The 12653-nt window shown below is 69.5% G+C and carries 14 protein-coding genes; 3 read left to right on the forward strand and 11 right to left on the reverse strand.

All coding sequences use genetic code 11. The features are described from left to right. Window positions 1–20 precede the first annotated feature (20 nt). The 3 genes from NUG20_RS20970 to NUG20_RS20980 form a co-directional block, all read right to left on the reverse strand. Window positions 21–893, reverse strand: coding sequence for an NYN domain-containing protein (locus NUG20_RS20970; RefSeq protein WP_263396297.1), 873 nt, complete (start codon window positions 891–893; stop codon window positions 21–23). 179 nt (window positions 894–1072) lie between these two features. Continuing rightward, window positions 1073–2170 carry an alpha/beta hydrolase gene (locus NUG20_RS20975; RefSeq protein ID WP_263398566.1) on the reverse strand — a complete coding sequence of 366 codons (1098 nt, stop codon included), beginning with the start codon at window positions 2168–2170 and terminating at the stop codon, window positions 1073–1075. Between the two features lie 232 nt (window positions 2171–2402). Continuing rightward, window positions 2403–3233, reverse strand: coding sequence for an SDR family oxidoreductase (locus NUG20_RS20980; protein ID WP_263396298.1), 831 nt, complete (start codon window positions 3231–3233; stop codon window positions 2403–2405). 111 nt (window positions 3234–3344) lie between these two features. Here NUG20_RS20980 and NUG20_RS20985 point away from each other — a divergent pair, with 111 nt between their 5' ends. Beyond that, complete coding sequence (locus NUG20_RS20985) at window positions 3345–4238, forward strand: LysR family transcriptional regulator (RefSeq protein WP_263396299.1); 894 nt, start codon at window positions 3345–3347, stop codon at window positions 4236–4238. Between the two features lie 53 nt (window positions 4239–4291). Here NUG20_RS20985 and NUG20_RS20990 read toward each other — a convergent pair whose 3' ends face one another. From NUG20_RS20990 to NUG20_RS21005, 4 genes are all read right to left on the reverse strand, one after another. Beyond that, a complete protein-coding gene (locus tag NUG20_RS20990; protein ID WP_263398567.1) occupies window positions 4292–5080 on the reverse strand; it encodes an EcsC family protein in 789 nt (262 codons plus the stop codon). Between the two features lie 133 nt (window positions 5081–5213). After that, entirely contained in the window at window positions 5214–5549 is a 336-nt protein-coding gene (locus NUG20_RS20995) for a thioredoxin family protein (protein WP_263396300.1), read from the reverse strand. Between the two features lie 8 nt (window positions 5550–5557). Next, complete coding sequence (locus tag NUG20_RS21000) at window positions 5558–5956, reverse strand: host attachment family protein (RefSeq protein WP_263396301.1); 399 nt, start codon at window positions 5954–5956, stop codon at window positions 5558–5560. 139 nt (window positions 5957–6095) lie between these two features. Further along, the gene (locus tag NUG20_RS21005) at window positions 6096–6995 is read right to left on the reverse strand and encodes a DUF4424 family protein (protein ID WP_263396302.1); all 900 of its coding nucleotides are present in this window, start codon (window positions 6993–6995) and stop codon (window positions 6096–6098) included. 327 nt (window positions 6996–7322) lie between these two features. Here NUG20_RS21005 and NUG20_RS21010 point away from each other — a divergent pair, with 327 nt between their 5' ends. After that, on the forward strand, window positions 7323–7868 hold the full coding sequence (locus tag NUG20_RS21010) for a lysozyme inhibitor LprI family protein (RefSeq protein ID WP_263396303.1): 546 nt from the start codon (window positions 7323–7325) through the stop codon (window positions 7866–7868). Between the two features lie 111 nt (window positions 7869–7979). Here NUG20_RS21010 and NUG20_RS21015 read toward each other — a convergent pair whose 3' ends face one another. From NUG20_RS21015 to NUG20_RS21030, 4 genes are all read right to left on the reverse strand, one after another. After that, window positions 7980–8432, reverse strand: a complete 453-nt coding sequence (locus NUG20_RS21015) for a hypothetical protein (RefSeq protein WP_263396304.1) — start codon at window positions 8430–8432, stop codon at window positions 7980–7982. Window positions 8433–8533: 101 nt separating this feature from the next. Beyond that, window positions 8534–9190 carry a PAQR family membrane homeostasis protein TrhA gene (locus NUG20_RS21020; protein WP_263396305.1) on the reverse strand — a complete coding sequence of 219 codons (657 nt, stop codon included), beginning with the start codon at window positions 9188–9190 and terminating at the stop codon, window positions 8534–8536. 153 nt (window positions 9191–9343) lie between these two features. Next, window positions 9344–9634: a HigA family addiction module antitoxin gene (locus NUG20_RS21025; RefSeq protein WP_263396306.1), complete on the reverse strand. Its 291-nt coding sequence runs from the start codon at window positions 9632–9634 to the stop codon at window positions 9344–9346. Window positions 9635–9648: 14 nt separating this feature from the next. Next, window positions 9649–9930, reverse strand: coding sequence for a type II toxin-antitoxin system RelE/ParE family toxin (locus tag NUG20_RS21030; RefSeq protein WP_263396307.1), 282 nt, complete (start codon window positions 9928–9930; stop codon window positions 9649–9651). A 170-nt stretch (window positions 9931–10100) separates the two neighbouring features. On the opposite strand from NUG20_RS21030, the gene NUG20_RS21035 reads away from it, so the two are divergent. Beyond that, the gene (locus NUG20_RS21035) at window positions 10101–12596 is read left to right on the forward strand and encodes a DEAD/DEAH box helicase (RefSeq protein ID WP_263396308.1); all 2496 of its coding nucleotides are present in this window, start codon (window positions 10101–10103) and stop codon (window positions 12594–12596) included. The last annotated feature ends 57 nt before the right edge of the window (window positions 12597–12653 follow it).

Consider the following 12653-nt stretch of genomic DNA (forward strand, 5'->3'; position numbering starts at 1 on the left):
GCCGGTCGACACGCAGCGGCTCAACTGCGCGAGCGCACGAAGATGCGCTTGCTGCCGCCTTCGTTGCCGCGCTCCTCCAGTTCGAACTGCGCCGACAGCCGGCGCAGCAGGTCGCTGAGCTTCTTGTGCCCATACAGGCGCGGATCGAAATCCGGGCGCACCTTGTTGAGATAGCTGCCGACGCTGCCGAGCCCGGCCCAGCCTTGGTCGTCGGACGCTTCCTCGATCGCCTGGCGCAGCAGTTTCAGCGGCGCCGCCAGCGGCGCGGCCTTGGCATCGGCGGGCGCAGCGGGCACCGCCGCGGCCGGCGCCGCCGTGGCCTCGGGCTTGGCCGCCTGCGCGCCCTGCGCGGTCTGCGGCGTCTTGCGTCCCTTGGCCGCCGGCTTGGCCGCCGCGGCAACCGGCTTCGATGGCTCGGCGCTCGCCGCCTCGCTGCGCAGCACCTCGGTGTAGATGAACTTGTCGCAGGCCTGCACGAACGCGTCCGGCGTCTTGCGCTCGCCGAAGCCGTACACGGTCGGGCCTTCCTCGCGCAGGCGCTGCGCCAGGCGGGTGAAGTCGCTGTCGCTGGAGACCAGGCAGAAGCCGTCGAAACGGCCGGTGTACAGCAGATCCATCGCGTCGATGATCAGCGAGCTGTCGGTGGCGTTCTTGCCGCTGGTGTAGGCGAACTGCTGCACCGGGCTGATCGAGTGCTTGAGCAGGGCCTGCTTCCATTGGGTCATGCGCGTGCTGGTGAAATCGCCGTAGATGCGCTTGACGCTGGCCACGCCGTACTTGGCCACTTCGGCCAGCAAGCCTTCGATCACCGAGGGCTGCGCGTTGTCGGCATCGATCAGCACGGCCAGGCGCGGCTGGTCGTCGTCGGTCTCGGATCTGGAACGGGTTTTCATGGCGGGGACCTGCGTGGAGACGAAAGCGGCGGCGGAGCGTGCGCGTCTTGACGCTGCCGCGCTTCGGCGCCGGGCATCACTGTGCCACCCCGCGGCAGCGGCGACCAGTCCGGGAAAAAGCCGGCGAGCGCTTCGCCGGCGGCAACCCGCTGCCGCGTCCGCGCGTTAGATCGCCGGCTTCAGGGCGTCGCCGCGGGCGCCTGCGGCAGGTCCAGATGCTTGCGGAAGAAGCGCGCGATCACCCGCAAGGCCTGCTGGCTTTCGGGCAGCGCGTTGTTGAGATGGAACGCATGGCCCATGCCGTCCCACACGTGCAGGTCCGCCTCGCGGCCCAGGTCGACCAGGCGCGAATGGGTGTAGGCGACATTGCTCAGCTCGGCCGCACGCGTGCCGGTGACGAACAGCAGCGGCGGGAACTGCGCCAGCACCGCATCGGAAAACACCGGCGACACCAGCGGATCGTGGAAATCCACGTCGGGGCCGTAGTACAGGTCTTCCATGATCGGCAGCGCGCCCTGCGCATCGGGCAGCGGCGCATCGTTCACCGCCGCCACCACGTAACGCGAATCGCCGCGGTAGCGCGCATCGCCGCCGGCGCAGAACATGCCCGCCGCGGCTGGCATCGGCAGCTTCTCCTTGGCGAACCAGGCCAGCGATTCGCCGGTCAGCACGCCGCCGGCCGAGCAGCCGAACAGGCCGATATGCTGTGGCGCGTAGCGCTTGAGCGCTTCGCGGTAGACCTTGGCCACGTCCTCGCTGGCGGCGGGGAAGCGGTGTTCCGGGCCCATCCGGTAGTCGACGGCGACCACGGTGACGCCGGTCATCGCCGCCACCGGGATCGCCTCCATCATGCCGAACGAGGCCGCGCTGCCCATCACGAACGAGCCGCCGTGCAGTTCGATCAACAAGCGCTGGCGTTGCGCCGGCGACGCCTCGCGCGGCTGCACCAGCGTCACCGGCACGCCGTTCCAGGTCGCCGTGCTGATCTTCACCCCATAGCGTTCGCGCAGCGGCTCCACCACGCCCTTGGCCCACGCCTCGGTCTCGGCGCGGAGGCGCGGCAGTTCGCGCGCCAACGTGGCGTTGTCCATCTTCGCCAGTGGGTCGCCGCGGGCCATGTCCTCACGCGCCGCCGCCTGCGCTTGCGGGCTGAGGAACGGCGACAACGGCAGGTCGAATGCGGGCATGTGGCGGATGCCGTCGTGCGCAGGGGCGTCGGCTGCGCTCGCGCCCGATGCCGCCAGGCACGCGGCCAGCGCGAGTACCGCCCTTTTCATCCATTGCATGTCTGCGGTCACGTCCCTGTCTCCCCATGGCGATCTGGACGCAGAGGATACCGACGCCGCGCGTGCGCGGCTTTGCACGATCCCGCCAACCGCGCGTGCCGAACCCGCGGATGCAACATCGCCGCCGCCGCCGCGACTGCACCTGGCTGGGGAGCTGCGTGCATCGGCAACCCGACGCGACGCAACTCTCAGCGGCGCGCTGCCGCTCGGCGCAGGCCGCGCCTCATGCCGCATCCATCTCCGTGGACAGCGCGATCGCCTGCTGCGCGTCCAGTTCGGCCAGGCGCTGCTGCAGCGCCGTGCGCACCTGTGCGTACGCCTGCGCGCCGAGCAGCAGCCGCCGCGGCGCCGGGCTCACGTCGAGCGAAGCCAGCATCTCGCGCACCATCTTGCGCGCGTCGCCGAACACGAAGCGGCCTTCGTCCAGCGCGCGGCGCAGCGCATCGACCGGCGTGTCCGCATACACCGCGCTGGGCACGGTGCGGTCCAGGCCGCGGCCGAAGTCGGTCGCCGCCGGACCGGGTTCGACCAGGGTGAAGGCGATGCCGAACGGCGCCACCTCCTGCGCCACCGCCTCGACGAAGCCCTCGATGCCCCACTTGCTGGCGTGGTACAGGCTGAAACCCGGATAGGCGATCTGCCCGCCTTCCGACGACACCTGCACGATGCGCCCGCCGCCCTGCGCGCGCAGGTGCGGCAGCACCGCGCGGATCAGCTGGATCGAGCCGACCAGGTTGGTGTCCAGCTGCCCGCGCAGTTGTGCATCGCTGGCTTCCTCGGCGGCGCCGAACACCGCGTAGCCGGCATTGCTGACGACCACGTCGATACGCCCGAGGTCGGCGAAGGCGCGGTCCACCACGGCGCGCACCGCGGCGGCGTCGCTCACGTCCAGCGCCGCCACCCACAGGCGCTGGCCGTATTCGGCTTTCAGGTCGTCCAGCGCCTCGGGCCGGCGCAGCGTGGCGGCGACGCGGTCGCCGCGCGCCAGCAGCTGCTCGGTCAACAGGCGGCCGAAGCCGGACGAGGTCCCGGTAATGAAATGCGTGCGGTTCATGGGCTTGCCTCTCGCAAAGGCCACGGTGCGTGGCGGGTCTGGTTGCAGACTAGGCGCCACGCACCGCTGTTACTATCCGTTCAATCCCGCATGCGCCAGTGAAAATTCCCCATGAGTCAGCGGCCCGCTCTGACCGATCTCAGCGCCTTCGCCGCGATCGTGGCGCACCGCAGCTTCCGCAAGGCCGCCGACGAGCTGGGGCTGTCGCCGTCAACGCTCAGCCACATGATGCGCACGCTGGAAACGCGCATGGGCGTGCGCCTGCTGCACCGGACCACGCGCAGCGTCGCGCCCACCGAAGCCGGCGCGCGACTGGTCGCACGGCTGCAGCCGCTGCTGCGCGAACTGGACCAGGCGCTGGACGACGTTGGCAGCTTCGCGCACGGCCCCAGCGGCACGCTGCGCATCAACGCCAACGAGACCGCCGCGCGCCTGCTGCTGCAGCGCGTGGTGCCGGCGTTCCTGCAGCGCTATCCGGCGATGGCGCTGGACCTGGTCAGCGAGGGCCGCCTGGTCGACATCGTCGCCGCCGGCTTCGACGCCGGCATCCGCCTAGGCGAAGCGCTGCCGCAGGACATGATCGCGGTGCCGTTCGGCGGCCCGCAGCGCTTCATTGCCGCCGCTGCGCCGGCGTACCTGGCGCGCCACCCGCCGCCGCGCACGCCCGACGAACTCGCGCAACACACCTGCATCGGCTTCCGCCTGCCCAGCGGCAAGCCCTACCGCTGGGAATTCGCGCGCCACGACCAGGAACTGGCGGTGGAGGTCGGCGGCCCGCTCACCCTCGACCACCTCGGGCTGATGGCCGACGCCGCGGTCGCCGGCATGGGCATCGCCTACCTGTCCGAAGTGGCGGTGCAGGCGCAGCTGGACAGCGGCGCGCTGGTACGCGTGCTTGACGACTGGTGCCCGCCGCTGCCGGGATTGTTCCTGTACTACTCCGGCCACCGCCACGTGCCGGCGGGCTTGCAGGCCTTCATCGGGGTGCTGAAGGAACTGGGATAGGGCGCCTTCTCGGCACGGCCCGTGGTCCTCTCTGCCACTGCGCCGTGGCGCGCTTACTCCGCAGCCGGCAACGCCTCGTAGGCCTGGCGCACCGCGGCCTCGCCATAGCGCCGCTCCAGCCGGCGGATGATGAAGTGGCCGCGCGCCATCGCCTGGAAGTGCGCGATGAACAGCGTATTGAGCGCCGCGCCGCTGGCCGCGCCGACGAACGGCACCGCCTGCGCCGCCAGCTTCTCGCTGACCGTCACCGAGAACTTGGCGGCGATCCGCGCCACCATCGACACCAGCGCCGGCGCGCCCTTGCTGCCGAGTCCGTGCGCGGCGATGTACTGCGCCGCCGCGCTCAGCTGCTGCGCCATCGCCGTGCGCACCGCGAAATAGCCCGACTCGCTGCCGTCGTCGCGGCGGCTGCGTCCGCCGTGCGCGAGCACTTCCAGGCACGCCAGCGCGGTGGCCGGGTCCTCCAGCCGCTCGCCTTCGGCGCGGGCGATGTCGGCAATCGAGCGCAGCATCAAGGTGGTGGTCAGCGGCAGCTCCACCGCCAGCCCGGGCAGGCCGAAGAAACCGCCGGCCGCGCCGGTGGCCGCCACCGCCAGCCCGTGCAGGCGCGGCCGCGCCTTGCCTGGTGCGTCCTTGCGCAGGGTCAGCAGTGCCGAGCGCAGCGCCATATTCAACGCGTGGCGGCTGATCGCATCGATGCGCGAGGACACGAAGCGCGGCAGGCGCTTGCTCAGCAGATGCTCGATCGGCGCGCCGACCACGTTGGCCACCTTGGCGGCGAGCCCGGGATGTTCGAGCAGGCCGTGCGCCAGCACCAACTCGCGACGGTGGGTCGCGTCCATCGACGGCACGGGAAGCTGATCGGTCATTGCGGCTCCTGGGGGCAGTGCGGCGGCCGCCGGCGCCGAGGGCGGCCGGCCGTGCCGAAACGGTGGAACGGGAACACTAGCCTACCTGGCGCCGATGGCAGCCGGATCACGCCTCGGGTCGCGCCAGCGCCTCGAGCAACGGCAGCAGATCCTCGCGCTCGTGCGGCCGCACTGCACGCGCGACCTCCTGGCCATCGCGCAGCACCAGCACGGTGGGCCACAGCTTGACCGCGAAGGCACGGCCGAGCGGGCGGCCCTTGCCGTCCTCGACCTTGTGGTAGGGCACCTGTTCGAACGGCCCCAGCACCTTCTGCAGCAACGGCTGCGCGGCCTGGCAGTGCCCGCACCAGCCGGTGCCGAACTCCAGCAGTTGCAGCCCCGGTTGCGCGCGCACCTGCGCGGCCTGCGGGGCGTCGGTACGGTAGTCGCGCGGGAAGGCCATCGTAGCGCTCAGGACAGCGCGCGCTGGATGTCTTCCAGCGGCAGGTTGGTCAGGTCCTTGGCCACATCGCCGACCAGGCGCTGCTGCGTTTCCTTGTGCAGCAACGGACGGATGCGGCCCAGCGTGGTCGGGTCCGCCACTAGCACCAGATGGTCGTAGCGGTGTTTCAGCGCACCTTCGTTGAGCGCCTGCGCCACCTGCTTGGCGAAGGTGAACTCGTCCAGTTCCGATTCGGCGGTGCGCGGCGGCACCTTGCCAGCCGGGCCTTCGTCGTCCACGTTCTGTACTTCGGTGCGCGCGTGCTGGCGCAGCGTCACGCCGTCGCGGCCGCCGTCATTGGTGAACCATCGCGCCTCGGCGCCGTCGACCACCACCACCAGCGCATTCTCGGGAATCTGCAGTGACATCGCCCACTCCTCCAAAGCCGCTGCGGACGCAGCATGCCGGTCACCGTAGGACACGCGATGTAAGCGCCGCGCCAAGGCGGAGGATGCGCCGCGTCAGCGCCTGGCGCTGCCGCGGCCCAGCCCCTCGTTTCGCGCTGCGCTAGCGCAGGAACAGCACGTCCAGATCCTGCTTGGGCACGAAGTCCTTCTGCTGGAATTCGAAGGTCAGCGGATCGGTGCGCTTCAGCTCGCCGTCGAAGCACAGGCTGACGATGTCGGTCGGCGCGCGCTTCTTCAGGGTCAGGTGGAAGTCCTGGATCGGCCCCTTCCAGTTGTTGCCGGTCAGCAGGATGTAGCGCAGGTTGCTCCATTCCAGGCCGTACTCGTGCTGGCGGCGGCGCGCGCTCTGCTGCGCGCCGGCATCCAGGCAGGTGTCCTTGGCGAAGTCGCGGATCAGGTCGGCAGCCGGCATCGGCACGCCGCTCGCCAGGCTCGGCGCATAACTGTGGCGGATCGACACCGACTTGCCCGCAGCGAAGCGCTGCTGCCAGGTGAAATACTCGCTCAGCGTGAAACGCGGCTGTCCGTCCGCATCGAACCAGTTCTTGGGCAACGCCTTGCGGCCCTTGGGCATCTCGCCGGAGTCGATGTAGGCGGCCAGATCGTCGCTGCTCCAGCCGCTGGCCGCCCATGCGCGCGACACGTCGGCGCCGTCCAGCGACGCCACCAACTTGCGTTCGGTATGGACCGGCTTGCCGTCCACCCACAGCTTGAACTCGGTCAGCTCGCTGTGGTCGGCCTGCCCGAAGTACATCGGCGGCATCGGGAACGCGATCGGCACCAGCAGGTCGCGCGTGCTGGTGTTGGTGAACACGTAGTCCACCCGTACCAGCTCCTCGCTGATGAACAGCGCCTCCTTGCTCATGCGGATATCCGGCTGCTGCAGCAGCTGGATGGTGCCGTTGGCATCGCCGAAGCTGCTGTCGTTGGCATGGGCGGTGGCCGCGCACAGCGGCGCGAGGGCGAACAGGATGCGGACCAGCAGACGTCTGGGAGTCATGAGCGAGGCAAGTTGGAAAGGGAGGGAACGCAGCGCCGGATCGCGGTCGAGCGCGCACTATCTTACGCAGGGGACCGCGCCAAACCCGACCGACAGGCGCCGATCGTGGCACGCACTGGAATCGGGCATCGTCTGTCGGGGAAACCTCGGTAGCGCCGAAGCGGCGCTGTTCCGGCTACGTGGGCGCATCGACAAACTCGAACGCTCTCCACGTCTGACGCGGTCGGCATCGCCGAGACCACCCCGCACCCGTATCCTTAGCGAAACATTAACCGCATGCTTGTAAAGCTGCGCCTGTACATGGGAACGCGACAAGGGGAAGGACGCATGGAAACCAAGGCGAACAAGCGCCGCTGGCTGTTGTGGGTGATATTGCTGACCGCTGCGGCCGCCAGCGCCGCGGCCGGCGCGCAGGAACAGGAGCAGGAGCAGTTGCAAATGCAGCAACAGCAAATGCAACAGCAGCAGCTGATGCAACAGCAACTCCAACAAGTTCAGCAGATGCAGCAGCAGCAACCGGCGCCGGAAAACTCGGGCGCTCCCAGGGGCTTGTCGGCCACCTACCTGAACTGCCGCAGGCAGGCACGTGGCGGGGTCGATCAGGAGCGCTGCATCGAACGCGAGCAGACCTTGCAGGATGATCGCCTGGCCCGGATCTACGATCGGTTGCGCTACGAACTGGACGGCAGTGCGCGAGCGAGGCTGCTGGACGCGCAGTACGCCTGGGAGCAATCCAATGCCCAGGCCGGCGATCTGGACAATTCGCTCTATGGGGGGTCCCAGGCCGAGAGTTTGCAGCGCGCCGAAGCGGCGCTGTGGCGGATCTGCGCGCGCGCCGACGAACTCGAGAAGTATCTCGGCGCGGCCCGCTGAGTCAGCACGCGTACGCCGCGTTGTCGCGACGTCGATCCCTCGCAAGGGCAACTTGGAACTTGTGGCTGATGCTGCAACGTCGCACCCGCGTCCCCGCCCGCCACGGCCGACTCACCGCGGCCCGGCACACTCCGGGTTCTGCGCGTCGCAAAGCTCCGCCGCGCGGCGCAGTTGCGCCTCGCTCAACGGCGGCGGGCGGGCGATCGCCGGCTGCACCTGGTCCGGGGCGCCGGTGAGGGTGTGCAGGCCCTTGGCCGCCTTGCCTGCCACGTAGTAGATGCCGAGCGCGAGGTAGCCGCCGCCCTGGCTGACCTGCTCCACCGAGGGCGGTGGCCGCCAGTCCTTGTCGAAACGGTTGGGCTGGGCCCTGACCGGATTCTTGAAGCGGTACAGGTCCAGCGGCTGTTCCTCGTCCGGCGGCAGCGCGCGTACTTCGTCGAGGGTCTGGATGTCCTGCTGCGGCGGGCCGCTCGCTGCGGGCGCGGGCTCGACCTGCTGGGCATGCGCCTGCGCGGCCACGCCGAGCAGCGCTGCGGCAACGACGGAACGCACGGCATTGCACATCCAGATCGGTCCTTTTCCCACGCCAGACGGCGATGACAGGTGCCGAGCTTACGGTCGGCCGCTGAACGTCGCCATCGCGGCGGCAGTGCGCCTACAGATGCTCATACCGCCTGCGATGGCTGCAGGCACAGCCAGATGGCGCACCAGTGCGACAGCGCGCCGCCCACCACGTGGGCGTGCCAGATGGCGCGGTTATAGATCATCGACTTGCGCACGTAGAAGCCCACGCCCACCGTGTAGAACATGCCGCCGGCGGCGATAAACCACAGCACGGCGCTGTCCAGGCTGGCCATCAGCGGCTTGATCGCGACGATGCCGGCCCAGCCCAGCAGCAGGTAGATCGCCACCCAGAAGCCTTTGCTGATGCCGGGCAGGAACAGCTTGGCGAACACGCCGAACAGCGCCACGCCCCACACCGCCAGGGTCATCGACCAGACCCAGGCGCCGGACAGCGCCAGCACGAACAGCGGCGTGTAGGAGCCGGCAATCATCACGAAGATGCCGGCGTGGTCGAGCTTGCGCAGGATCGGCTGGCGCTGCGGCGGGGCGAAGTTGTAGGCCGCCGAGCAGGCGAACATCACCAGCATCCCCAGCGCGTAGACGCAGGTGGCCAGCAGCAGCGCCTGGTTGGCGTGGGGGCGCCAGATCAGCATGACGCCGCCGACGATGGACAGCAGCAGGCCGGCGGCATGCACGATCAGGTCGGCGCGGCGGGCGCCGATGGTTTTGTAGTGTGCGGTGATAGCGGGGGCAGGCACGGACAAGGCGAGTCTTCGGCACGTCGGGGGACGGCGCCGCTGCGCGAGGGGGGAGCACAGGATACGCGCTGGCTGTGCCGATCAGGTCAGCTTTCTCGAGCGGCGACCGCCGCCGCCCGGCACTGCGGCAACGGCCCAGGTGCTTGCCCGCGCCTACGCCGCGATGCGCTCGATCTTGCGCGCCTGCGCGCCCAATGCGCGCCGCGCCTGTTCCAGGTCGTAGTCCGCCTGCAGGCCGAGCCAGAAACGCTCGCTGGTTCCGAGCGCGGCGGCGAGCCGGATCGCGCTGTCGGCAGTGATGCTGCGCTTGCCGAGCACGATTTCGTTGATGCGCCGCGGCGGCACGCCGGCGGCGCGCGCCAGTGCGTTCTGGCTGATGCCAAGCGGGGTCAGGAATTCCTCCAGCAGGACTTCGCCGGGATGGATGTTGGGCAGGGTCTTCATGGCGGCTCGATGGGTCAGTGGTAGTCGACGATTTCCACGTCCAGCGCATCGCCGTCCTTCCATTGGAAGCACACGCGCCATGGATCGTTGATCCGGGTGCTGTGCTGGCCCTTGCGGTCTCCCTTTAAGGCCTCCAGACGGTTGGCCGGCGGAACCCGCAGATCGTCCAGCGTGGCCGCGCTGTTGAGCATGCGCAGCTTGCGCCGAGCCACGACCTGGATGTCGGCCGGCAATCGCCGGGAAGGCGTGCCCTGCCAGATCTTTTCGGCTTCCTTGTCGACGAAGTTCCGAATCACGCAGCAACCATAACGCAACTCGTCATATGACGCAATACGTCATGCATATCCTGCACCTGCCGCGCTGCTCTGGCTGAATCCGCTCAGCCAGCTGCCCTCGCCGGTTCGGCTGCTGTCTCATACCCTGAGACGCCTTTCCGCTTCCCTGTCCTGCTTTGAGAGCCGTGCCGATGCCTGCCCACGCCCTAGCCCGCCGCACCGAGGACGCCGAGCGCGCCCTGTCCACCACCGGCGGCGAGCCCTCGCGCGACGGCGCGCTGCTGACCGAGCGGCTGGAGCGGCGCTACCACGACCGCATCACCGGCAGCTTCATGATCCCCGGCCGCGCGGGCCGCTATGCGCCGATCCCGGAGGACGTACCGGCGGCGCTGGTCGCGGCGCTGAAGGCGCGCGGCATCGAGCAGCTCTACAGCCACCAAGCCGAGGCCTGGGACGCGGCGCAGCGCGGCGAGCACGTGGCCATCGTCACCCCCACCGCGTCGGGCAAATCGCTGTGCTACACGCTGCCGGTAGTGGCCGCGGCGATGACCGCGCAGGCCAAGGCGCTGTACCTGTTCCCGACCAAGGCGCTGGCACAGGACCAGGTGGCCGAGCTGCTGGAGCTCAACCGCGCCGGCGAGCTGGGGGTGAAGGCCTTCACCTTCGACGGCGACACCCCCGGCGATGCGCGCCAGGCGATCCGCCTGCACGGCGACATCGTGGTCAGCAACCCGGACATGCTGCACCAGGCGATCCTGCCGCACCACACCAAGTGGGCGCAGTTCTTCGAGAACCTGCGCTACGTGGTGATCGACGAGATCCACACCTACCGCGGCGTGTTCGGCAGCCACGTCACCAACGTGCTGCGCCGGCTCAAGCGCATCTGCGCGTTCTACGGGGTGAACCCGCAGTTCATCCTGTGCTCGGCGACGATCGGCAATCCGCGCGCGCATGCCGAGGCGCTGATCGAGCAGCGCGTGCATGCGATCACCGAGTCCGGCGCGCCGTCCGGCGACAAGCACGTGCTGCTGTGGAACCCGCCGGTGGTCAACGCCGACCTGGGCCTGCGCGCCTCGGCACGCTCGCAGAGCAACCGCATCGCGCGCATCGCGATCAAGAGCGGGCTGAAGACCCTGGTGTTCGCGCAGACCCGGCTGATGGTGGAGGTGCTGACCAAGTACCTGAAGGACATCTTCGACCACGACCCGCGCAAGCCGCCGCGCATCCGCGCCTACCGCGGCGGCTACCTGCCGACCGAGCGCCGCGAGGCCGAACGCGCGATGCGCGCCGGCAGCATCGACGGCATCGTCTCCACCTCGGCGCTGGAACTGGGCGTGGACATCGGCTCGCTGGACGTGGTGGTGCTCAACGGCTACCCCGGCAGCGTGGCCGCGACCTGGCAGCGCTTCGGTCGTGCCGGGCGCCGCCAGCAGCCCTCGCTCGGGGTACTGGTGGCCAGCTCGCAGCCCCTGGACCAGTACGTGGTGCGGCATCCGGACTTCTTCGCCGACGCCTCGCCCGAACACGCGCGCATCGCCCCGGACCAGCCGCTGATCCTGTTCGACCACATCCGCTGCGCCGCGTTCGAGCTGACCTTCGTCGCCGGCGAGCCGTTCGGCCCGGTGGATCCGGCGGTGTTCCTGGAAGCGTTGGCCGAAAGCGAGGTCGTGCATCAGGAAGGCGACCGCTGGGAATGGATCGCCGACAGCTACCCGGCCAACGCGGTGAGCCTGCGTTCGGTGGCCGACGGCAATTTCGTGGTGGTGGACAAGACCGACGGCAAGCAGCAGATCATCGCCGAGGTGGACTATTCCGCCGCCGCGCTCACGCTGTACGAAGGCGCGATCCACATGGTGCAGAGCACCCCGTACCAGGTGGAGAAACTGGACTGGGAAGGGCGCAAGGCCTACGTGACCCGCACCCACGTGGACTACTACACCGACAGCATCGACTTCACCAAGCTCAAGGTGCTGGACCGCTTCGACGGCGGCACGGCCGGGCGCGGCGACAGCCACCACGGCGAGGTGCACGTGGTGCGGCGCGTAGCCGGCTACAAGAAGATCCGCTACTACACCCACGAGAACATCGGCTACGGCCCGGTCACCCTGCCCGACCAGGAGCTGCACACCACCGCGGTGTGGTGGCAACTGCCGCAGGCCACGCTACTGAAGGCCTTCGCCTCCAAGCAGGACGCGCTGGACGGCTTCCTCGGCGCGGCCTACGCGCTGCACGTGGTGGCGACGGTGGCGGTGATGGCCGACGCGCGCGACCTGCAGAAGGCGGTGGGCGACGGCGATGGCGCCTGGTTCGCGATGGCCGACGCCAAGGGCCGCGGCCAGCTGCGCGGCGGCGACAACGGCGAGCCGGTCGGCGTGGAACTGCAGCAGTTCGTGCCGACCGTGTACCTGTACGACAACTTCCCCGGCGGCGTGGGCCTGAGCGAACCGTTGTGGCAGCGCCAGGGCGAACTGGTGCAGCGCGCGCGCGAACTGGTGCAGCGCTGCGACTGCGTGGCCGGCTGCCCGGCCTGCGTCGGCCCGGTGCTGGCCGCGCAGGAGGAAAGCGCAACCACGCCGAAGGCGCTGGCGCTGCACGTGCTGCGCCTGTTGCTGGACGGCACGGCGCTGGATGACGAATCAACCACCATCGACAACGAACTGGATGCACTGCCGGAGTGGAGCGCATGAGGCGCGACCGCGAGTGCTCGCGCGAGCCGTGCACGCTTCTGGAGCGCGTGACGGTGA

This window comes from Xanthomonas sp. CFBP 8443 (genome assembly GCF_025666195.1).
Classification (GTDB): domain Bacteria; phylum Pseudomonadota; class Gammaproteobacteria; order Xanthomonadales; family Xanthomonadaceae; genus Xanthomonas_A.

Excerpts from the sequence above, each read along its gene's own strand:
- NUG20_RS20970 (WP_263396297.1), bottom strand. The coding sequence starts at position 893 with ATGAAAACCCGTTCCAGATCCGAGACCGACGACGACCAGCCGCGCCTG.
- NUG20_RS20975 (WP_263398566.1), bottom strand. The coding sequence starts at position 2,170 with ATGAAAAGGGCGGTACTCGCGCTGGCCGCGTGCCTGGCGGCATCGGGC.
- NUG20_RS20980 (WP_263396298.1), bottom strand. The coding sequence starts at position 3,233 with ATGAACCGCACGCATTTCATTACCGGGACCTCGTCCGGCTTCGGCCGC.
- NUG20_RS20985 (WP_263396299.1), top strand. The coding sequence starts at position 3,345 with ATGAGTCAGCGGCCCGCTCTGACCGATCTCAGCGCCTTCGCCGCGATC.
- NUG20_RS20990 (WP_263398567.1), bottom strand. The coding sequence starts at position 5,080 with ATGGACGCGACCCACCGTCGCGAGTTGGTGCTGGCGCACGGCCTGCTC.
- NUG20_RS20995 (WP_263396300.1), bottom strand. The coding sequence starts at position 5,549 with ATGGCCTTCCCGCGCGACTACCGTACCGACGCCCCGCAGGCCGCGCAG.
- NUG20_RS21000 (WP_263396301.1), bottom strand. The coding sequence starts at position 5,956 with ATGTCACTGCAGATTCCCGAGAATGCGCTGGTGGTGGTGGTCGACGGC.
- NUG20_RS21005 (WP_263396302.1), bottom strand. The coding sequence starts at position 6,995 with ATGACTCCCAGACGTCTGCTGGTCCGCATCCTGTTCGCCCTCGCGCCG.
- NUG20_RS21010 (WP_263396303.1), top strand. The coding sequence starts at position 7,323 with ATGGAAACCAAGGCGAACAAGCGCCGCTGGCTGTTGTGGGTGATATTG.
- NUG20_RS21015 (WP_263396304.1), bottom strand. The coding sequence starts at position 8,432 with ATGTGCAATGCCGTGCGTTCCGTCGTTGCCGCAGCGCTGCTCGGCGTG.
- NUG20_RS21025 (WP_263396306.1), bottom strand. The coding sequence starts at position 9,634 with ATGAAGACCCTGCCCAACATCCATCCCGGCGAAGTCCTGCTGGAGGAA.
- NUG20_RS21035 (WP_263396308.1), top strand. The coding sequence starts at position 10,101 with ATGCCTGCCCACGCCCTAGCCCGCCGCACCGAGGACGCCGAGCGCGCC.